This is a genomic window from Bradyrhizobium yuanmingense, from assembly GCF_029167105.1.
Lineage (GTDB): Bacteria > Pseudomonadota > Alphaproteobacteria > Rhizobiales > Xanthobacteraceae > Bradyrhizobium > Bradyrhizobium yuanmingense_A.
This window is the reverse complement of record NZ_JARFML010000016.1, coordinates 145,517-165,299: the sequence shown is the minus strand read 5'-3', so window position 1 is coordinate 165,299 and position 19,783 is coordinate 145,517. Positions and strand designations below refer to the sequence as shown.

Below are 19,783 nucleotides of genomic sequence, written 5' to 3'. Positions count from 1 at the left end.
CGACACCACCGCCACGGTGCAGGATTCCACCAAGGACGCTGCGAGGGACTCCGCCAAGGCGGACGTCGCGCCAGCGCCGGACAAGGTCGAGACCAAGCCGTCCGACGTTGCCACCACCCCCGCGCCAGAAGCGCCAAAGAGCGAGACTGCGAAAACCGAGCCAGCAAAGACCGAGCCTGCCAAGGCCGCAACCGCCACGCCGACGGCTCCCGCAGCACCGGTCGAGCCGGTGAAGGCCGCAAACAACGTGCCCGCCGCCGACCAGCCGGTCGCGGACAAGCTCAAGGACATCATCGGCGCCAAGACCTCGCGCCATCTCGACCGCAAGAACGAGCGCGCCGCCGTCGAGAAGTTTTACGGCGCGCGCGACTTCGCGCCGATCTGGACGCAAGGCGGAAACCTGACTGCTGCAGCCAAGGGCGTGATCGCGCGGCTGAAGGACGCGGCCTCCGACGGCCTCAATCCCGCCGACTATCCGGTGCCGGACTTCGCCGCCGCCACGACGCCCGACGCGCTGGCTGATGCCGAGTTGAAGCTCACCGCCAGCATGTTCGACTATGCCCGCCACGCCCAGAGCGGCCGCATGCATTGGTCGCAGGTCGCCGGCGACATTCTCTATCCCGAACATCCGGTCGACCCCGGCGAGGTGCTCGCCAAGGTCGCGACGGCGGCGGACGCCTCCGCAGCGCTCGACGGCTACAACCCGCCGCACAAGCTCTACAAGGAGCTGAAGGCCAAGCTCGCCGAGCTGCGCGGCCAGGGCAGTGGTCCGGTGATCGAGATCGCCGACGGCCCTGCGCTGAAATACACCCCTGCCGGCAAGAAGCAGGCTGAGATCGTCGTGGAAGATCCGCGCGTGCCGCAACTGCGCGCCAAGCTCGGCCTCGCCGAGAATGCCGGCGACACCCGCTACGACGCTGCGGTCGCCGAAGCCGTGCGCAAGTTCCAGACCAGCGCCGAGATGAAGCCGACCGGCATCCTCGACGAGAAGACGGTCAAGGCGCTCAACACCCCCAAGCGCGACAAGCAGATCGACGTGGTGCTGGTGAACATGGAGCGCTGGCGCTGGCTGCCGCGCGACCTCGGCGCGCCGGCGCTGGGTGATGCCTATGTCATCCTCAACATTCCGGACTTCACGCTGAAGGTGATGCAGCGCGGCCAGCAGGTCTGGACCACGCGCGTCGTGACCGGTAAGCCGGGTTCGCATGCGACCCCGCTGCTCACCGAGACGATGAAGTACATCACGGTCAATCCGACCTGGAACGTGCCGCCGTCGATCGTCTACAACGAATATCTGCCGGCCTTGCAGCAGGATCCGACCGTGCTTCAGCGCATGGGCCTGAGGCTGGAACAGAACCGCGACGGCTCGGTGCACATCTCGCAGCCGCCCGGCGAAGCCAACGCGCTCGGCCGCATCCGCTTCAACTTCCCGAACAAGTTCCTGGTCTATCAGCACGACACGCCGGACAAGCATTTGTTCGCCAGGGACGAGCGCGCCTTCAGCCACGGCTGTATGCGCGTGCAGAACCCGGATCAGTACGCCTCCGTTCTGCTCAACATCGTCCTGCCGAACGAGAAGTACACGCCGGAGCGCGTGCGCAGCATGTACGGCAAGAGCGAGATCGATCTGAAATTCCCGACCCCGATCCCGGTCAACATCACCTATCAGACCGCCTTCGTCGACGACGCCGGCAAGCTGCAATTCCGCAAGGACATCTATGGCCGCGACGCGATCATGATCAACATCCTGAAGAACAACCGCGGCAAGGACCTCGAGGCCGTCGTGGCACATTCCCAGCCGAGCTATTCGCGTCCGGCGACGACGCTGCCCGCAGGGGTGGCCGTGGCCAACAACGGCAGCGGCTTCGGCTCGTCCGGGCCCAACTTCTTCGAGCGGCTGTTCGGGGCACCCACCCCGGCCGCGCCGCCGGCGCCGGTCGGCCGCCGTCCGCAACAGCAGCGGGTGTTTACCCGCTGACGCCCGTCCGGCACTCGTTTTCCTGAAATTCTGCAAGGAAATCAGCGACCCCGTCCCCAGGATGGGGTCGCTTGACGTTAACCATGCTGCGACCTGCGATGGGGCGGTGGGCGTTATTTTGCCACAGTCAACCGCTTAGGATCGTAATCTGACTTGGTTTGGGGGCGGGAAGGTCAACCTCAAATTAACCTTCTCGCTTTAAGAAAGCGTTCATCCTCTTTCGCACTGCTAACGGGGTTGGCGGGAGAGTCCATTTGAACGCTCGTCGACTGGGTGGGCTCATACGTGCTGACTTGTCTCGCACGCCAATTCGCTGTGCTGTCGTTGTCCCATGCGGGCGTGAAGGCCGGATCCCGGATCGGCCTTGCGGCTGCATTGCTGCTTGCGGCCGCCGGTTCGGTTCATGACGCCGCCGCCCTGAACGAGACCAAGACGCTCTCGTTCCACCACACCCATTCCGGCGAAGACCTCACCGTCACCTTCAAGCGCGACGGGCGCTATGACGAAGCGGCGCTGAAGCAGCTCAACCATTTCCTGCGCGACTGGCGCAGCCAGGAGCAGACGGTGATGGACCGTCGCTTGTTCGACATCCTCTGGGAAGTCTACAAGGACGTCGACGGCAAGCAGCCGATCCAGATCATCTCCGCCTACCGCTCTCCCGCCACCAACGCCATGCTCCGCCGCCGCTCCTCCGGCGTGGCGCGCTTCAGCCAGCACACGCTGGGCCATGCGATGGACTTCTACATCCCCGGCGTGCCGCTGGAGCAGATCCGCTTCGCCGGCCTGCGCCTGCAGCGCGGCGGTGTCGGTTTCTATCCGACCTCGGGCTCGCCCTTCGTGCATCTCGACACCGGCAGTGTCCGGCACTGGCCGCGCATGACGCATGACCAGCTCGCCCGTGTCTTCCCGGATGGAAAGACGGTGCATCTGCCGACCGACGGCACGCCGCTGAAGAACTATGAGCTCGCCAAGGCCGAGATCGAGCGACGCGGCAGCAGCGACGATGCCGGCAGCAAGCCGAATTTCTTCGCCGCCTTGTTCAAGAGCAAGCCGGCAGCCCCGGCCGCCAGCGACGAGGATGACGAGGGCGCGCCCGCCCCGGCCGCGAAGCCGGCGGCACCGACCGTCGTCGCAGCCGCCGCCAAGCCCGCCGAGCCGGTGCCGACGCCGCGCGCCAAGCCGCAGATCGCCGCAACCATCCAGCTCGCCTCTGCCGATGCGCAGATCGTCGCGCCGCCCAAGCCGAAGCCCGCCCCCGTGGCTGACAAGCCCGCTGCCGGCAAGCCGGAGACCCCGGCCGACATCATCAATGCGCGCGGCTTCTGGGATGACGTTCCGGCCACGCCGCAGCAGGCGACGCCGGCGCAGGTCGCCGCGCTGAAGGCGCGCCAGGCGCTGGCCGCGGCCACCGATCCGCAACCAACCGCGAGCGTGTCCAACGCGGCCCTCCAAGCCCTGGCTTTCGCGCCGGCGGCCTCCCCGGTCGACCGCGCTAATGTCGTCGCCGCCTCCGCGCCGGTCCCGCGCACCGCCCGCACCCGCAGCCTGGCTCAGGCAACGGAGATCAACACGGTGGTCGGCAAGAGCATCGACGGCAGGATCGCAACCGCGACCCGCCTCTCCGCGGCCAAGGGCGAGAGCATCTGGCTCAAGATCGTGATGCTGTCGCCGAGCGCCAGCCGCGCGATGTCGGTGACGCTGATGGGCGAGCTCGATACCGCGGCGCTGCGCGGCTATTTCGTCAAGCCGAAGGCCGTGCTCGCGATGGGCTTCTCCGACGACCCGATGCAGGGCCTGTCCTGTGACAATTTCTCGGGCAGCGCGACCGCAAAGCTCGAGACGACATCGTTCGTCGTGCGCACCGCCGCGCTGCGCTGAGTCCTGGGTACCAGCAAAGCTCTCTCTGTTCGTCCTTGCCCGGGGTCGATCAAGCCGGCAAGCCGGCCGCGATGAGGCCGGCCTCGTGACGCTGCCGGTCGGGCTCGCGCTTGTAGTGCAGCGTCGCAAGATAAGCTGCCACCGAGAATCCCGGTTCGCGCTTCAAGACCTCGGCGGCGTGAGCGCCAGCCGCGATCGCGTTCTTCATCTGCGCGAATGTCGCCGCCAGGAACGCATGATGGGTATAGTCGGGGCGCGTGATCCTTGAAAACGCCTCGGCGGCCTCGGCGTATTTCTCCGCGCAATAATAGGCGCGGCCCAGATGGCTCCAGAAGCGCTCGGGATGATAAGGGTTGAGACGCATCGCCTTCCTGATCCAGTCGATGCCTTCCTCCGGCAGGCCCAGCCAGGTCAGAAGCTCTCCCTGTTGCACGACGACGAGGTCGTAGTTCGGATTGAGGGCGAGTGCACGCTCCTGGTGATAGGTGGCCTTTTCGTAGTCGTGTCGCGTCAGATTGAGCGCGGAGAGAATTCGGTGCACGTCCGCGTCGTTGTCGTCGAGCGCCAACGCAATTTCCAGCTCCGAAGCAACCTGCTCGAAGGTCGCCTCGCGGTCGGCGCACCAGCCATAGGTCCAGCACTGACCGAGCACGCATGCCTTCCAGGCATGAGCGTGGGCATAGTTCGGATCCATCGCCAGCGCACGGTTGAGCAGCGTCTGCGCCTGAGCGTTGTCGTCGCGGGTTGATCGATGATGCAGGAGCTTTGCAGCCAGCACGCATTCGTAAGCGGGCATGTTGTCGGTCGGCTTGCGCTTGGTGCGGTCGTGCGTTGCGGCTTCTACCCGCCCCGGCAACGTCGCCACAATCGCGCGGGTCATCTCGTCCTGGATGGCGAAGATATCCCGGAGCTCGCGGTCGTAGCGTTCGGCCCAGATATGGCGGTCGGTCTCTGCATCGATCAGCTGCACGGTGACGCGGACGCGCTCGCCGGCCTTGCGAACGCTGCCCTCGATGACATAGTCGACTCCGAACTCACGGCCGATCTCCTGGACCTTTACGGCCTTGCCCTTGTAGACGAACGTCGAGTTGCGGGAGATGACGAGCAGGTCGTGGAAGCGCGAAAGCTCGGTGATGATGTCCTCGGTGAGACCGTCAGCGAAGAACTCCTGCTCCGGATCGCCGCTCATATTGGCGAACGGCAGCACGGCGATGGACGGCTTCTTCGAAACACCCGGCGGCGTCAAAGCACGATTGGACCCGTCAGGCAGGCTTGCGGGCCCGTCCGCCACCCGAATGCGGAAGATGCGGATCGGACGGGCGATGTTCTTGACGCTCTGTTCACCGAGATCGTCGAACTGAACGCCGTCGAGCCGGTCGCCGACCTGATCGCGCACCGCGCCGGAGACGCAGATTCCTCCGGGCTCGGCCAGCGTCTCCAGCCGCGCCGCGACGTTGACGCCATCGCCGAATATGTCGTTCTGATCGACGATGACGTCGCCGAGATTGATGCCGATGCGGAATTGGATCCACCGCGGCGGCGGGACGTCGGCATTGCGCCGCGCCATGCGGCGCTGAACCTCGGCAGCACATAGCACGGCATCGACGACGCTGTGGAATTCCGCGAGCATGCCGTCGCCGGTCGTCTTGATGATACGGCCGCGATTCTTGGCAATGGCGGGATCGATGAGCTCGACACGATGTGTCTTGAGGCGCGCAAGGGTGCCGGCCTCGTCGACCTCCATCAGCCGGCTGAAGCCGACCATGTCGGCGGCGAGAACCGCGGCAAGCCTGCGCTCTGGTCCCGGCACATCCATCGCTCGGTCCCTTCACCGAGCAACCTAGCAGATGCCGAGATTTTGCCCAAGCTTGGTGCGCTGCAACGGGCGGGGCGCCTCAGAGCATCCCCAGCGCCTGCATGTAGGTCTCGAGAATGGTCTCGGCCTCGGCGCGCTCGTTGGGGTCCTGCTTGCGCAGGCGCACGATGGTGCGTAGCGCCTTGACGTCGTAGCCGTTGCCCTTGCTTTCGGCATAGACGTCGCGGATGTCGTCGGAGATCGCCTTCTTCTCTTCCTCCAGCCGCTCGATGCGCTCGATGATGGATTTGAGCTGGTCCTTGGCAAATTTCGTCGCGGGCTCGTCGTCGCGGACGGCGGCGGAGGTGGCCATCTTGGTACTCCCAATGGAACTGGCAAAACGAGGTGACGCCGGCATCCCTCACCGCGCGTGCTGGCTAGACCCTTAGGGTCGGCGCTCCCAGCGTTCAAGCAAGCATCACGCTCGTCCACAGCGCGCCCACACCTTCCTGCGCCGACGCACAGAAAGCTGTTGTGTGGTGCGACTCAGGGCTTGGCGATGGGCCGTTCAATGCCCGTGGGGATGGACCTTCTTCATCGCCTCGAGCTGCTCGGGCGTGGCCGTGCCCTGGTGCTTCGCCTTCCAGGTCTCATAGGGCATGCCGTAGACGGCCTCCCGGCTCTCGTCCTTGCTCAAGGCGACGCCCTGGGCGTCCGCGGCGTCCTTGAGCCAGTTGGACAGGCAATTGCGGCAGAAGCCGGCCAGATTCATCAGGTCGATGTTCTGGACATCGGTGCGGCTCCGCAGATGCTCGACCAGGCGCCGAAAAGCGGCCGCCTCGAGCTCCGTTCTGGTTTTGTCGTCGATTGCCATGGCTGCTTTCCTCAAGGTCCGTTCCGGGGCAGGGTTACGGGATCAGGTGGGTCTTGTCACAGATTTTGCCATATCGCGGCGCAAAGGGGCCACTGCCCGGCTGCCCCCGGCCCAACGCCAAATCGTCAATGATCTGGTATAGCTTCCGCGACAATGACTGCCGAATCTCCCCGCTCCCCGCTTTACCTGCTCGCCCGGTTGGTCCCGGTGCTGGTGGTCGCCCTGGCGTGCCTCTACGCCGGCCCGGCCTCCGCCGATTTCCGCCTCTGCAACAACACGTCGAGCCGGGTCGGGATCGCGCTCGGCTACAAGGACGCCGAGGGCTGGACCACCGAGGGCTGGTGGAACATCTCGTCCCGCTCCTGCGAGACGCTGCTGCGCGGCACGCTGGTCGCCCGGTACTACTACATCTACGCCATCGACTACGACCGCGGCGGCGAATGGTCGGGCCAGGCCTTCATGTGCTCCCGCGACAAGGAGTTCACCATCCGCGGCACCGAGGATTGCCTGGCGCGCGGCTATGACCGCACCGGCTATTTCGAGGTCGACACCGGCGAGCAGCGCGCCTGGACGGTGCAGCTGACCGACGCCAACGAACAGCCGGCGCAGCAGCGCGTGCCTGGCCTGCCCGGCCCGGTGGGCCCGGGCGGCGTTCCGGGTTTGCCCAATAGCCCGCCCGGTGCTACGCCCCCGGGCTCGCCCGGCCTGCCACCCCCGTCTGGAAATAAGCCATGAGGCGCCTTCGCCGTATCAAGATTCTCGCGACCCTGGGACCAGCCTCTTCAGACCTCGCGATGATCCGCCGCCTGTTCGAGGCCGGCGCCGACCTGTTCCGCATCAACATGAGCCACACCCCGCATGACAAGATGCGGGAGCTGGTGGCGACGATCCGCAATGTCGAGAGCAGCTACGGCCGGCCGATCGGCATCCTGGTCGACCTGCAGGGCCCGAAGCTGAGACTGGGCGCCTTTGCCGAAGGGGCGATCCAGCTCCAGAACGGGCAGACCTTCACGCTGGATTCCGACAAGACGCCCGGCGATGCCACGCGCGTCCAGCTCCCGCATCCGGAGATCCTGGCGGCGCTCAGGCCCGGCCATGCGCTGCTGCTCGACGACGGCAAGGTGCGGCTGATCGCGGAGGAGACCTCGAAGGAGCATGCGGTGACGCGTGTCGTGGTCGGCGGCAAGATGAGCGACCGCAAGGGCGTCAGCCTGCCCGACACCGACCTGCCGGTCTCGGCGATGACGCCCAAGGACCGCGCCGACCTCGAGGCCGCCCTCGTCACCGGTGTCGACTGGATCGCGCTGTCCTTCGTGCAGCGCGCCGACGACGTGATCGAGGCCAAGAAGATGATCCGCGGCCGTGCCGCCGTGATGGCCAAGATCGAGAAGCCGCAGGCGATCGACCGCCTCGCCGACATCATCGAGGCTTCCGATGCGCTGATGGTGGCGCGCGGCGACCTCGGCGTCGAGCTGCCGCTGGAGCGGGTGCCGAGCCTGCAGAAGCAGATGACGCGGATGGCGCGCCGCGCCGGCAAGCCGGTGGTGATCGCGACCCAGATGCTGGAATCGATGATCCAGTCGCCGGTGCCGACCCGCGCCGAAGTCTCCGACGTCGCCACCGCGGTCTATGAGGGCGCCGACGCCATCATGCTGTCGGCGGAATCGGCGGCCGGCAAATTCCCGGTCGAGGCGGTCTCGACCATGAACCGCATCGGCGAGGAGGTCGAGCGCGATCCGACCTACCGTTCGGTGATCATGGCCCAGCGTCCGGCGCCGGAATCCACCGCGGGCGATGCCATCGCCGACGCCGCGCGGCAGATCGCCGAGACGCTCGACCTGCCGGCCTTGATCTGCTGGACTTCATCGGGCTCGACCGCCGTGCGCGTGGCGCGCGAGCGGCCGAAGCCGCCGATCGTGGCGATCACGCCGAACATCACCGCCGGCCGCCGGCTCGCGGTGACCTGGGGCGTGCATTGCGTGGTGGCGGAGGACGCGCGCGACCAGGACGACATGGTGAGCCGCGCCGGGCAGATCGCCTTCCGCGACGGCTTCGTCCGCGCCGGCCAGCGCGTCATCATCGTCGCCGGCGTGCCGCTCGGCATCCCCGGCACCACCAACATGGTGCGCATCGCCTCGGTCGGCCCCGAGGGCGACGCCAATATGTGAGGCCCGCCGGGGCGGCCAAACAAAAAGTCGAAAAACAACCCCATGCACAGTAGCTGGCCGCTTGGCCGGACCTTGCCCGGGTTTCGCGAAAAAACACGCTCGGGCAAGGGCCTGAGCGCAATCAGGTCGCCTCTTGGCTCGCGGCGCGATTTCTTCAGGTCCCAACCAGCGCCTTGTTCGCCGGCGGCAGCATCTGCCGCACCAGGCCGCTATCGCTAGGAACCCGTATATGGCCACCACCGTAGACTCCGAAGCCCGCGCGCGCCCGACGCTGGGCATCGTGCTCATGGCGGCCGCGATGCTTTCGATCCCGCTGGTCGACGGGATCGCCAAATTTCTGAGCGCCGACTATTCGCCGTTCTTCATCGCCTGGGCGCGCTACGCCGTGGCATGCGCCGTCGTCCTTCCAGTGGCTGCGATCAGGTTCAAAGGAGAGATCTTTCCCGCCGAACGGCGCGCCTCCCATATGCTGCGGACGGTGTTCCTCGTCAGCGGGATGACGCTTTACTTCCTGTCCATCGCGACCGTTCCGCTGGCCACAGCCGTCAGCGCCTATTTCGTGGGGCCGATCATCGCGGTTGCGCTCGCCGCCATCGTGCTGAAGGAGCGTTTGACGCACGGAAAGATCGCGAGCCTGGCGCTGGGTTTCACCGGCGCCATCGTCATTCTGCGCCCGGACGGCGACATCGAGCCCGGCATTCTGCTGGCGCTCGGCGCCGGGCTAACGTTCGCGCTCTATCTGATCGCAACGCGGCAGGCTTCTCTGGTTAGCGATCCCGTCAAAACGCTCGCCTTCCAGTGCGTCATCGGCATGGTGCTCCTGACGCCACAAGCCATTTTGACCTGGGCCACACCGGCCTGGGACGCGGTCATGTTCTTTCTGGCTTTAGGTGCGCTCTCTGCTTTCAGCCATGTCCTGTCCATCGCGGCATTCCGCTTCGCCGAAGCGTCCACCCTTTCGCCGCTGGTCTATCTCGAACTGCTCGGTTCCACAGTCATCGGCTATCTTGTCTTCAAGGACATCCCGCAAGGCTCCACGATCGCCGGAGCCGTCCTCATTGTGACCGCCGGGCTCATTCTTCTGAAGCGTCCCACCGGGGTTGATCAGTCCCGGCCGGGAAATGCTGACGCAGCAGGATAACAGGGGGCCCAGGCGAGATCCCGGTGGCGGTCGGCTCAGGCCCCGACCAGCGCCTTGGTCGTCGGCAGCAGCGTCTGCTGAACCACGAGGCCGCGGGCGCGGGCGTCCATGACGCCGACGGCGCGCAGCGCCAGCAGCGTCACGGTCTGCACCGCATCGCGCATCCTGGCTGGGTCGTCGAGATTGTCGGGTGCGAGCGGGCCGACGAGCGCCTCATGCAGCGCGCCGAGCAAGGCGGTGGCGGCGAGCGCGGTGTCCTGTGCCGGCAGATGGCCGGCGCGCACGGCGGCGTCGATCCGGCCAGCGATCTCGCCGGCGATCTCGCGCCGGCTGGCAAGGCGGGAGGCGCTGACATCGACATCGACAGGCTCGGCCAGGATGCCCCAGGCCAGCCTGCGCTGCGACAGCGTATGCACCGCCACGGTGGTCACCGCGGCCGCCAGCGCCGAGGACGGTCCTGGTGCCGCATCGGCCGCCCTTCGGATCGCCGCGAGCTCGTCGCGGGAGACCTCGGCGATGAGCTCGGAGATCAGCTCGGCCTTGGAGGGAAAATAGCGGTAGACGGTGCCGGCCGCGACATTGGCCCGGACCGCGACCGGCGCGATCTGCACCGCCGCCATCCCGCCTTCCGCCGCCGCCTCCCGCGCCGCCGCCAGTATAGCGCTGCGCCGCGCCGCAAGGCGCTTCACCACTTGATGCGTCCGCCGATAAACCATGGCGCGCTTCCTGTCCCACACGCCGGCCGCACGCCCTGCGGCCTGACGCTTCTCACGCAATAGATGCAAATCGCCCCGCAAGGACTGAACAACTATTCAGGCGGGATGACAAGATGCAAATGCGTGAAGCGCCATGGTGAGCGGACGGGCGCGCCAAGCTGCGTCAGCAGTATCCTGGTCGAGGCAGCCACGAGCGCGAGCGCATGGGCATCATCCCCAAGCACTGAACGCTTCAGGTGGGCCCGCACGGACCCATTCGACCTTCTCGACAATTCGCGACTTTTGCGTGCAACGTCCAATAATTCCCGCAAGGATTCATACAACCTTAACTGGCTATTCGTAGTCCTACGGTTGTAAATTGGAATTCGGAAATGCGTTTCACGAGCGGGCTTCCTGCGGTTCAGCGACCCGGCTCTGCTCGTGATGTTCCCGGCGCACATGGCGCCTTGATGCTGGAACGCGCGGCGATTTCCAGCGATCTGCGAGAAGTGATGTCCATATCCGCGGCCGGGAGGCTGCGGCGATCATGGACGGCGAAGCTGCGCGGCAACGCGCTTGCAGCCATCGCCGTTGTCGTCTGCTCGATGCTGGCAGGGGCGCTCTACACGCTGGCCATGGGCGAGGACGTCAACTGGGATTGGCAGAACTACCACGAATACAATGTCTGGGCCGTTCTCAACGGCCGCTATGGCGTCGATGTGGTCCCGCCGGGCTTTCAGACCTACTTCAATCCGCTCGTCTATTTTCCGGTCTACTATCTCCGCCCGGTCGTGCCGGCGCCCTACGGGCTGATGATCATCGGCGCCGTTCACGGCCTCAACCTCGCGCTGATCTGCCTGTTCGCACGTCTGGTGCTGCCTCAAACCGCGACCATCGCGTCGCTCGCAGCAGTGGTCGTCATCGCGGCCTCAGGTCCGATGACGCTCTCGGAAGTCGGCACGAGCTTTTCCGACGTGCTGCTGGCCTTGCCCGTGATCGGCGGCTGCCTTCTGATCCTGGTGGCGGATCGCCGACCTGCGATCAGTGTCCTGCTCGCGGGATTGCTGATCGGTGCCGCCGTCGGGTTGAAGCTGACCAATGTCGTCTACGCGGTCGGCGCAGTCGCGGCGCTGCTCGTCTCCGCGCGTCCGCTGCGGGCGACCGCGCTTCTTGGGATCGGCGGAATGGCCGGCGCGGCGCTCACCGGCGGCGCATGGTGCCTGATCACGTGGCGCGACACCGGCAATCCGATCTTCCCGCTGTTCAATGCCTTGTTCCAGTCGAGCGAGGTGGCCGGCGTCAACCTGATGGATGCGCAGTTCATGCCTCATGGCGTGCTCGACGCACTGGCCTACCCCTTCTACTGGCTGATCGGCGACCACCGAGGCGCGGAGCATCCGTTCCGCGACGCGCGCTTCGCGGTGGTGATGGTCCTGCTCGCGCTTGCCCTGTGGGTCCGCACGAGGCGAAAGCGCGCGATCCTCACCCGAGTTGACATGCAGCTGGTGGTGCTGTTTGCGGCCTCTTACCTCGCGTGGCTCGGCTTGTTCTCGATCCAGCGCTATGCGGTGGTTCTGGAGCTGTTGTGCGGCCCGCTCATCGTTCTGTTGCTCGCGCGCCTCGCCGGAAGCGTGGGGCCGACATGGCTGACGACGTCCCCTCGACCGCTCGCCGCGCTGACGTTGACGGTCGCAGTCGCGATCGCAGCGTGGTCACAGCCGGCGGACTGGTGGCACCGCCCCTGGTCCGACGTCTACCGGCCGAAGATCGCCCACGAGCTCGATCAGCCCGCGACCTATTTCATCCTCGGCAAGCCGCTCGCCTATATCGCGCCGCAGCTGCCCTCCCAATCGCGCTTCTACCTGCTCGCCGATATCGCCGTGCCAATCGTCCCCGGCGGCATCTTCGACCAGCGCATTCGCGCCGGGCTGAAGGCGCCGCTGCCCGGCGGCGTCCGCGAATTGCACATGCGCGGCGAACCGGACCGCAGCGCGCTCTTGGATCGCTACGAACTCACCATCGACCGCTCCCGGCCCTGCGTCACCATCGAGGGCGCCCGCCCCGGCACGGTGATCGAAAGCTGCCCGCTGATCGCGCGGGGCTCACTTTGAAAACCACCGCCCTTCCTTGAACAGAGGCTTTACCCCTTTGAGCTGTACAATGAATCATGGCGAGCTTGGCACAGGCAATTCCACATCAGTCAGGATTTACGCGGCCTTCACCGTGGTCGCTGCGGCCATTCTGCTGGCGGTCGTCATATTTGACTTCCAACTGGCAGCAGCCCAGTCGTTCCCATCGTTCGTACTTGACCCAGGCGGCTTTCCGGTTGGTCGAGATTTCATGAACACCTGGATGGGCGGCCGATCGGCTTTTTCCGGCGGCCCTGCTGACTGGTTTGATTCCGGCGTCTACATGGCTGCAATAGCGAAGGTGACCGGCATTCCCGATTTGGCACCTCTGTATTGGTCATATCCGCCGCATCTGCTGTTCTTCATTTGGCCCCTTGGCTCGCTTGGTTTTCTGCCGTCGTACATTTCGTGGTGCGTCGCCGGGCTCGCCCTGTATGTTTGGACGGCAACATCGTGTGGTGTCGAACGAAAATACTGGGTGTTTCTGGCCGTCGCACCTGCCGTCACGGTTAACGTATTCCTCGGTCAAAATGGTTTCTTGACCGCCGCGCTCTTGATCGGCGGTCTGGCAAACCTCGAGCGACGGCCGATACTCGCTGGAATTTTGTTTGGTATCCTGACCATCAAGCCGCAACTCGGACTCCTGCTTCCGATCGTGCTGGTGCTGGGTGGGCACTGGCGAGTCATTGGTTCAGCCGTCGTCACGACGGTGTTTCTTGTCGCCGCGACTGCAGCATGGTTTGGGCCAGAAATCTGGACAGCGTATTGGCATAAGGTTTTGCCGCAACAGAACGAACTGCTCGATGTGGCAGGTATCATGGGCTGGCCGATCGTCGCCTCAGCCTTGATCAACGCGCGCCTAGCGGGGCTTCCGGCTGATCTCGCCTGGGTGGTGCAAGGAGCGGCGTCGGCATGCGCCGTCGGTGCGGTGGTTTGGACGTTCTGGCGCAAGCGCGATCCGGTCCTCTCGCTTGCGCTCTTCGTTACCGCTACCTTCTTGTTTTCACCCTGGATCATGAACTACGACATGGTCGTATTCGGATGGATTGTCGCGCTCCTGCGTCAGCGCGGAAATGAAACGTTCACCGATCAAATTCTTTCGCTTGCGTTCTGGATGTTGCCTATTCTGATGTTTCCATTCGGCTTCGCGCAAATACCGATTGCTTTACTGATCCTCCCCTTGTTCGCCGCTCGTCTCCTGTGGCGGTTGTCCAATGACAAATCAAAGCAGGCCTCGTCAGTGACGTTGCCGGCTCTAGCTTGAGGCGACATTTCCTACATGTATGACCTTTGTCTTTCAGCGCCAGCAAATGCTTGATTGAGAATGTGCATCCTGCTGTCCACCGTTCAAAACCAAGCTGGCAAAGGCCGGTAAGAGCCACTGATGAAGGTCAAGCGTGCCATCGCAGCGTTCCTGGTTCTCGGCGTCGCCGTTCTCGGTTATGCTCATGTCCGCGACTCTCCGCTGTTCACCTCTCAATTTGTCCAGATCTGCGAAAAGGCAATTCAGGAGCGGCTGGCGGCTCCTTCCACCTATCAACGGATTGCGCTGGACGACTCCAGAAGAACGATCACGTGGGACGAATTTTTCGCCGAGCCTGAGCGCGCCGTATCGGAGTCAACCAGAAGATCCATGATAGGAGCTGCGCGCCACCCGCCGGTTCAGTATGTGGCGCTGATCGACTACCAAGCGCAGGACTCCACCGGTGCCATCGTTCGAGAAAGGGCCTCCTGTACTTTCAACTCGCTTGATGGGACCGATGCGCCTACGCGTACGTTCTGGGTGAAGATCGACGGCGAACGTAACCTGGACTGGGTCGCTCGGCAGCCCAATGCCGCAACGCTCCATCAGCGCTTGCTGAAAAATCTGTGATGCGAGGGCGAGTGGTCGGATGGCCCAAAGCGGATGAACGGCTCGCCGCCATACCAGCTGTCCGCGGGATACCGGACATTGCACCATGGTTGCAACGACCGTCACTGATGTGGTGCAACAGCCATCTATGCGCTGACCCGAACGCCTCACACCCCCGGCGTCTCACCCGACCCTGTGCCCGACCGCGCTTCTCAGCTCGTTCGTGTGAGAGCGAGCTGCGCCGATGCGGCCTCGGCCCTCCGCCAGGCTGCGCAGCGGCCGAGGACCAGCCAGAACACAATCAGGATCGCCGGGAAGCCGACCGGTTGCCCGAGAAACAGGAAGCTCGCAAGCAACGCGAAGACGAGCGCCAGCGCCATCACCTCGTGGCGTGCGAAACCTTCGTCGAGCCCGGCGCGGATGAGGAAGGCCACCGCGATGCCCAGCACGACCAGATCGTACATGAAGAGATAAGGCGTCGTCAGCAGCGCCGCGGTCGCGAGCATCGCTGCCTTGAGGGCGTAGGGCAGCCGGCTCCGCCACACCACGACCAGCGCCACGGCCACAGAAGCGGTCAACACCCACTGGAAGATCCATGCGAGCTGCTCGGTGCCGCCGAGATAGCGCACCAGCGCGAAGATGCTCTGCATCTTGAACCAGGGCGCCCGGCCCTCGGTCAGGAAGGCCTGGGAGAACATCGGAATCCAGTGGAAGAACGCCTGCCAGCTTTCGGTGCCGAAGGCGAGCCAGGATAGTGCAGCGATCGCAACGGTGACGATCCCGGCGCTGAACAGCACGGTCCATTCGGCGGCGGCGAGCAGCACCAGCGGAAACAACAATCCATATTGCGGCTTGTAGCTGAGAAGGCCGAGACAGATGCCGGCCAGCACCGGCCGCGTCGGCAGCCAATAGAGCATGCCGCCGATCAGCGAAGCCGTGAGGAAACCGTTCTGCCCGACCAGGATGTTGAGGAAGACGGCCGGAAATCCAACCGCAATCACCAGGCCCGCATTGCGTCCGATGATCGCGCGCATCACGGCAAGATACGGTACCATGCTGAACGCGGCCCAGCCGATGAACGCCACCGTATAGGGAAATTGCGCCAGGAAGGATGCGACGAACAGGAAGGGCGGCGGATAGTGCCAGGCGAAATGGCCGACGAAATCCTGCTTGAGCAGCGCAAGCTCGACCTGCTTCTGAATGTCCCAATCCCAGGCCTGCGCGGGATGGCCTTCGAGCGCCAGTCGTCCGGCCGCCCAGACGTTGACGAAGTCCGTGGGGATGCCGCGCCCGTCGGCGTCAAAGATCCAGAGATGGGCGAGATAGGCCGTCGGAAAATACGCCAGCGTGACGATCGCCAGCACGAAGGAGATGTTGACGAGGATCGCAGGGACCTCACCGCGAAGGCCGATTGCAGGCGGAACGGAGGAGGCTTCGGCCATGCGGCTTCCTTACGCAGTACGGTGAGCTAAAGCGCGATGCGATGTGGACAAGTCGTCCTCGCGCTTCAGATTGTTGTTGACGCATGATCTTTCCGGAGAACCGCTTCGCACTTTTCCGGATCATGCTTTAGAGCACCCAAGCCATACACCCGAGTGACTTGAAGGAGGCTTAAGCTCGATCGTCCAACGCCCCGCGCCGAATTCCCGGGCAAAGCAAAGAAGCCCCGTCGATGACGGGGCTCCTCGCTATTCCGCAGGTCGTCCGGCCTTACTTGAGGCTGGTCGAGATCGAGCTGAACTTGGCGTTCAGCGTGGTGCCGAGGTTGTTGACGACGGTGATGATCGCCAGCGCGATGCCGGCAGCGATCAGGCCGTATTCAATGGCGGTGGCGCCGGATTCATCCTTCATGAAACGCGCAACGAGGTTCTTCATAGAGTGCTCCAAATGAGTACACGAGGCTACAACTGATCTGGTCTCTTCGGCTTCCCAGCGCCGCCCGACCATGGCAACGGAACGTAGAGGCAAAGAATTGCACCGCAGTTAATTCGGCTGCGTAAACACCGAGCGGATTGCGTGTATCGGCCCATGGTAAATCCAAGTTCGAAACAATCCGTTAAATTGTAAGCATCTGACGCCGGCCTGGCGCGGCCGGTTTACCCGAAGTTATGACCGGCGTGGTCCAATGCCGCCCGCTCGGGCCGGCAAGAACAACCAGGACGACGAGACGGCATGTCCCTTTCCTTCGCCAACAGCATCGCGGTGCAGGGTCGCGCGCGTGCCCTGGTGCCGTTGTGCGTCGGCGCCGGCACCTATCTGTTTTTCCTGTTCCTGGGCGACACGCTGCTTCAGGATTCCGACTCGTTCTGGCAGATCAAGATCGGGCAATGGATCCTCGATCACCGTGCCATGCCCATGATCGACTTCTATTCCTTCACGCGGACGGGCGCGCCGTGGATCTCGACGTCCTGGCTGTCGCAGGTCGCGTTCGCCTTCTCGCATGCGCACTGGGGCTGGGCAGGTCCCGTCATCCTCACCGCGGCCGCCGTCGCGCTCACCGTCGCGATCTTCGTCCATCTGCTCGAGGCGCATATCGGAGCCCCGCGCGCGGTGCTGTTCGCGATGCTGGCGCTGCTGCTGTCGATCCATCACGTGCTGGCGCGGCCGCATATTCTGGCGCTGCCGGTGATGGTGGCGTGGGTCGGCTTGCTGATGGCGGCTGCGAGCCGCAGGAGCGCGCCGTCCTGGACCTGGCTGCCGCTGATGGCGCTGTGGGCGAACCTGCACGGAGGCTTCGTGCTCGGGCTCGCGCTGATCGGCCCGATCTCGCTCGAAGCGGTCGAGCATGCCGAGAAGGGAAGGCGGCTTGCCCTGTTCATGCGCTGGGTGCTGTTCGGAATCGGGGCGCTGATCGCGAGCTGCTGCACGCCGTACGGCTGGCGAACGCTGCAGGGCGCGACCAACATCCTCAGCCTCGGCGAGTTGCTGACACTGATCGTCGAATGGATGCCGGCGAACTTCGCCACGTTCACCCCGTTCGAAGGCGCCCTGCTCGCCCTGATCGCGTTCGGTTATTATCGCGGCCTGGTGCTGTCGGCGCCACGGATCTTCCTGATCCTGTTCCTGACCTGGAGCGCGCTGAGCCACGTCAGGAGCATCGACGCATTTGCATTCCTGGTGCCGCTGGTGCTGGCCAAGCCGCTCGGCGAGATGTTCCCGCAGCCACAGCCCGCGGCCGCCGCGGCCGAAAGCTGGCCGTCCCGCTATGTTACAGCGCTCGGCGCGCTGATGATCGTGGCGGCAAGCTGGACCTCGACCTCGCTCTATCTGGGGCAGCACCGCTTCACCTTCACCATGACGCAGACGCCGGTTGCGGCGGTCGACCTGCTCGAGCAGCGCAAGGTGCAGCGCGTCTTCAACGCCTACCAGTTCGGCGGCTATCTGATCTCGCGCGACATCCCCGTGTTCGTCGACGGCCGCGCCGAGCTCTACGGCGAGAAATTCATCATGGACTTCTTCAGGGCGACCGAGGGCAAGAAGCCCGAGCTGCTGCCACGCCTGCTCGACCAGCACAAGATCGACGCGACGCTGCTGGGCGCGGATGCGCCGGGCGCGCAGATCCTCGACCAGCTCAAGGGCTGGAAGCGGATCTATGCGGACGACATCGCCGTGATCCACGTGCGCGACGGCGCAGACGGCGCGACCGCGGCGCCTCCGAAGTGAGGACCCGCTCCAGCGCGCGTCTTCGGCCTCAGCGACTTCATCAGATGGTTCCTTCCAGCAAGCCGACCCTGACAGATCCGGCGCGTCCCGACCCGGACCGAGCCGTGGCGATGATCGTGCTTGCGATGCTGGCTGTGGTCTCGTTTGTTCCGGTGCTACTGACGCCCATTCCGGCGATGGTCGATTATCCCAATCACCTCGCCCGCATGTCTGTTCTGAGCCAGAACGGCACCGCGGGTGCAAATCCGTATTACGAGGTGAGGTGGGCCTTCTATCCCAACCTCGGAATGGACCTGCTGGTCCCGCAGCTGGCGCGGCTGATGAGCGTCGAGAACGCGACGCGGCTGTTTCTGTTGCTGAGCCAGGTCCTGATCGTCACCGGTGCGCTTCTGCTCGAATGGGTCAGGAAGGGACGCATCCATCTCGCCGGTTTCGCCGCGCTCGCTTTCCTCTATTGCCTGCCGTTCAGCTGGGGTTTCGTGAACTTCGAGTTCGGGCTCGGCCTCGCGCTCTGGGGCATCGCCATCTATCTGGTGCTGGCGGAAGGCCCCTGGCCGCTGCGCTTCATGGCCAATCTGATCTTCGTCGCCGCGCTCTATGTGGCGCATTTCTTTTCGCTCGGCATCTATGGCGCAACGCTCGGCCTTTTCGAGCTGTCTCGCATCCGCCAAGGGCGGGTCGCGTATCCCGTCGCGGCCGCGCGGCTTGGCGCGCTGGCCCTACCGGCGCTTGCGCTGCTTGCGATCATGCATGTCACGGCAGGCGCGATCGGAAGCCAAGGCAATGATTGGTTCCTCGCATTCAAGCCGGTCTGGCCGCTCCGCATCATGAACGGCTACAATCTGACGGTCGCGGCGGTGACCGGGCTGACCCTCATGACCGCGTTGCTGTTCGCCGCAAGGCGCGGCTTGCTCAGGCTCGAGCCGGCCGGGATTTGGATCGCGCTCGGTCTTGCGCTCCTGTACGTGGCCATTCCCTCGAGACTGTTCGGGACCTCTTTCGCCGACCTCCGCGTGTTTCCTGCTGCGGCGCTGATCCTGCCGGCGTTCTGCTCGCTGTCGCTGCCAAGCCGGGCTTGGCGGATGGCTGCACTCGCTGCGATCAGCGGCATCACGCTGATCAATCTCGCCGTTGTGTTCACGGTATGGCTGCCCTACCGCACTGACTACGCGGCCATTGTCGAGTCGTTCCGCAAGGTCGAACGTGGCTCGCGCGTCCTCGTCGGCAATGCGGACGAAGCTGGCGACCCGCCCTTCGCCGATCTCACCGCGTATCCGATGTATTATGCGCCAACGCTGGCGGTGCACTATGCCAACGCGTTCGTGCCCAATCTCTTCACGGAGGCGGGCAAGCAGCCTGTTCGGGCCGCCGAGGCCGTGCGCCATCTTGCCACTCCGGATGGCGGACTGGTGTCCTCAGGCCTGCTCACCGCGATCGCAGCGGGCCGCCCGCCGGCGGACTCGCCGCGCTTTGTCCGCACCTGGTACCGGGATTTCGACTATCTCTATGTGCTGGGACCGCGGGCCGCAAACCCGCTGCCGGATCTGCTGGAACTATTGCAGACCTCGGATCGGTTCGTCCTCTACAGGATTCGGCGCAAGTCCTGAGCG

Annotated in this window: 16 protein-coding genes; 10 read left to right on the top strand and 6 right to left on the bottom strand. The window is 64.8% G+C overall.

The features are described 5' to 3' along the window. Positions 1-1,978 (top strand): L,D-transpeptidase family protein (locus P0R31_RS22120; RefSeq protein ID WP_275516274.1); only part of this gene is annotated, 1,978 nt, incomplete at its 5' end. A gap of 273 nt (positions 1,979-2,251) precedes the next feature. After that, complete coding sequence (locus P0R31_RS22115; protein ID WP_275516273.1) at positions 2,252-3,856, top strand: DUF882 domain-containing protein; 1,605 nt, start codon at positions 2,252-2,254, stop codon at positions 3,854-3,856. Positions 3,857-3,905: 49 nt separating this feature from the next. Here the strand turns inward: P0R31_RS22115 and P0R31_RS22110 are convergent, their stop codons facing one another. The 3 genes from P0R31_RS22110 to P0R31_RS22100 all read right to left on the bottom strand — a co-directional run bounded on the left by P0R31_RS22110 (position 3,906) and on the right by P0R31_RS22100 (position 6,525). Next, complete coding sequence (locus tag P0R31_RS22110) at positions 3,906-5,672, bottom strand: adenylate/guanylate cyclase domain-containing protein (RefSeq protein WP_275516271.1); 1,767 nt, start codon at positions 5,670-5,672, stop codon at positions 3,906-3,908. Positions 5,673-5,751: 79 nt separating this feature from the next. Continuing rightward, positions 5,752-6,024 (bottom strand): DUF2312 domain-containing protein, encoded by a 273-nt coding sequence (locus P0R31_RS22105; protein WP_018641571.1) that lies wholly within the window; start codon positions 6,022-6,024, stop codon positions 5,752-5,754. Positions 6,025-6,219: 195 nt separating this feature from the next. Then, entirely contained in the window at positions 6,220-6,525 is a 306-nt protein-coding gene (locus P0R31_RS22100; RefSeq protein WP_035998652.1) for a DUF1244 domain-containing protein, read from the bottom strand. A 153-nt stretch (positions 6,526-6,678) separates the two neighbouring features. Here P0R31_RS22100 and P0R31_RS22095 point away from each other — a divergent pair, with 153 nt between their 5' ends. The 3 genes from P0R31_RS22095 (at position 6,679) to P0R31_RS22085 (ending at position 9,834) form a co-directional block, all read left to right on the top strand. Beyond that, the gene (locus P0R31_RS22095; protein ID WP_035998649.1) at positions 6,679-7,260 is read left to right on the top strand and encodes a DUF1036 domain-containing protein; all 582 of its coding nucleotides are present in this window, start codon (positions 6,679-6,681) and stop codon (positions 7,258-7,260) included. After that, positions 7,257-8,693, top strand: coding sequence for a pyruvate kinase (pyk, locus tag P0R31_RS22090; protein WP_275516270.1), 1,437 nt, complete (start codon positions 7,257-7,259; stop codon positions 8,691-8,693). The genes P0R31_RS22095 and pyk overlap by 4 nt, the downstream gene beginning before the upstream one ends. 229 nt (positions 8,694-8,922) lie before the next feature. Continuing rightward, positions 8,923-9,834: a DMT family transporter gene (locus P0R31_RS22085; RefSeq protein ID WP_275516269.1), complete on the top strand. Its 912-nt coding sequence runs from the start codon at positions 8,923-8,925 to the stop codon at positions 9,832-9,834. A 35-nt stretch (positions 9,835-9,869) separates the two neighbouring features. Here the strand turns inward: P0R31_RS22085 and P0R31_RS22080 are convergent, their stop codons facing one another. Beyond that, positions 9,870-10,550: a helix-turn-helix domain-containing protein gene (locus P0R31_RS22080; RefSeq protein ID WP_275516268.1), complete on the bottom strand. Its 681-nt coding sequence runs from the start codon at positions 10,548-10,550 to the stop codon at positions 9,870-9,872. 491 nt (positions 10,551-11,041) lie between these two features. Between P0R31_RS22080 and P0R31_RS22075 the strand changes: the two genes are divergently transcribed. The 3 genes from P0R31_RS22075 (at position 11,042) to P0R31_RS22065 (ending at position 14,531) form a co-directional block, all read left to right on the top strand. Next, positions 11,042-12,640, top strand: a complete 1,599-nt coding sequence (locus tag P0R31_RS22075; RefSeq protein WP_275516266.1) for a glycosyltransferase 87 family protein — start codon at positions 11,042-11,044, stop codon at positions 12,638-12,640. A 49-nt stretch (positions 12,641-12,689) separates the two neighbouring features. Then, complete coding sequence (locus tag P0R31_RS22070; protein WP_275516264.1) at positions 12,690-13,922, top strand: glycosyltransferase family 87 protein; 1,233 nt, start codon at positions 12,690-12,692, stop codon at positions 13,920-13,922. Positions 13,923-14,042: 120 nt separating this feature from the next. After that, positions 14,043-14,531 carry a hypothetical protein gene (locus P0R31_RS22065; RefSeq protein WP_275516263.1) on the top strand — a complete coding sequence of 163 codons (489 nt, stop codon included), beginning with the start codon at positions 14,043-14,045 and terminating at the stop codon, positions 14,529-14,531. Between the two features lie 191 nt (positions 14,532-14,722). On the opposite strand, the gene P0R31_RS22060 is transcribed toward P0R31_RS22065, so the two are convergent. After that, positions 14,723-15,952, bottom strand: coding sequence for a glycosyltransferase family 87 protein (locus P0R31_RS22060; RefSeq protein WP_275516261.1), 1,230 nt, complete (start codon positions 15,950-15,952; stop codon positions 14,723-14,725). Between the two features lie 268 nt (positions 15,953-16,220). Further along, entirely contained in the window at positions 16,221-16,385 is a 165-nt protein-coding gene (locus P0R31_RS22055; RefSeq protein ID WP_128264172.1) for a Flp family type IVb pilin, read from the bottom strand. Positions 16,386-16,682: 297 nt separating this feature from the next. Here P0R31_RS22055 and P0R31_RS22050 point away from each other — a divergent pair, with 297 nt between their 5' ends. Both P0R31_RS22050 and P0R31_RS22045 read left to right on the top strand, forming a co-directional pair. After that, the gene (locus P0R31_RS22050) at positions 16,683-18,173 is read left to right on the top strand and encodes a hypothetical protein (protein WP_275516259.1); all 1,491 of its coding nucleotides are present in this window, start codon (positions 16,683-16,685) and stop codon (positions 18,171-18,173) included. Between the two features lie 44 nt (positions 18,174-18,217). After that, positions 18,218-19,780, top strand: coding sequence for a hypothetical protein (locus tag P0R31_RS22045; RefSeq protein ID WP_275516258.1), 1,563 nt, complete (start codon positions 18,218-18,220; stop codon positions 19,778-19,780). Positions 19,781-19,783: the final 3 nt, after the last annotated feature.

Bases quoted from the DNA above. Each gene is read 5' to 3' on its own strand.
- P0R31_RS22110 (WP_275516271.1), bottom strand. From the start codon at position 5,672: ATGGATGTGCCGGGACCAGAGCGCAGGCTTGCCGCGGTTCTCGCCGCC.
- P0R31_RS22105 (WP_018641571.1), bottom strand. From the start codon at position 6,024: ATGGCCACCTCCGCCGCCGTCCGCGACGACGAGCCCGCGACGAAATTT.
- P0R31_RS22100 (WP_035998652.1), bottom strand. From the start codon at position 6,525: ATGGCAATCGACGACAAAACCAGAACGGAGCTCGAGGCGGCCGCTTTT.
- P0R31_RS22095 (WP_035998649.1), top strand. From the start codon at position 6,679: ATGACTGCCGAATCTCCCCGCTCCCCGCTTTACCTGCTCGCCCGGTTG.
- pyk (WP_275516270.1), top strand. From the start codon at position 7,257: ATGAGGCGCCTTCGCCGTATCAAGATTCTCGCGACCCTGGGACCAGCC.
- P0R31_RS22085 (WP_275516269.1), top strand. From the start codon at position 8,923: ATGGCCACCACCGTAGACTCCGAAGCCCGCGCGCGCCCGACGCTGGGC.
- P0R31_RS22080 (WP_275516268.1), bottom strand. From the start codon at position 10,550: ATGGTTTATCGGCGGACGCATCAAGTGGTGAAGCGCCTTGCGGCGCGG.
- P0R31_RS22075 (WP_275516266.1), top strand. From the start codon at position 11,042: ATGTCCATATCCGCGGCCGGGAGGCTGCGGCGATCATGGACGGCGAAG.
- P0R31_RS22070 (WP_275516264.1), top strand. From the start codon at position 12,690: ATGAATCATGGCGAGCTTGGCACAGGCAATTCCACATCAGTCAGGATT.
- P0R31_RS22065 (WP_275516263.1), top strand. From the start codon at position 14,043: ATGAAGGTCAAGCGTGCCATCGCAGCGTTCCTGGTTCTCGGCGTCGCC.
- P0R31_RS22060 (WP_275516261.1), bottom strand. From the start codon at position 15,952: ATGGCCGAAGCCTCCTCCGTTCCGCCTGCAATCGGCCTTCGCGGTGAG.
- P0R31_RS22055 (WP_128264172.1), bottom strand. From the start codon at position 16,385: ATGAAGAACCTCGTTGCGCGTTTCATGAAGGATGAATCCGGCGCCACC.
- P0R31_RS22050 (WP_275516259.1), top strand. From the start codon at position 16,683: ATGTCCCTTTCCTTCGCCAACAGCATCGCGGTGCAGGGTCGCGCGCGT.
- P0R31_RS22045 (WP_275516258.1), top strand. From the start codon at position 18,218: ATGGTTCCTTCCAGCAAGCCGACCCTGACAGATCCGGCGCGTCCCGAC.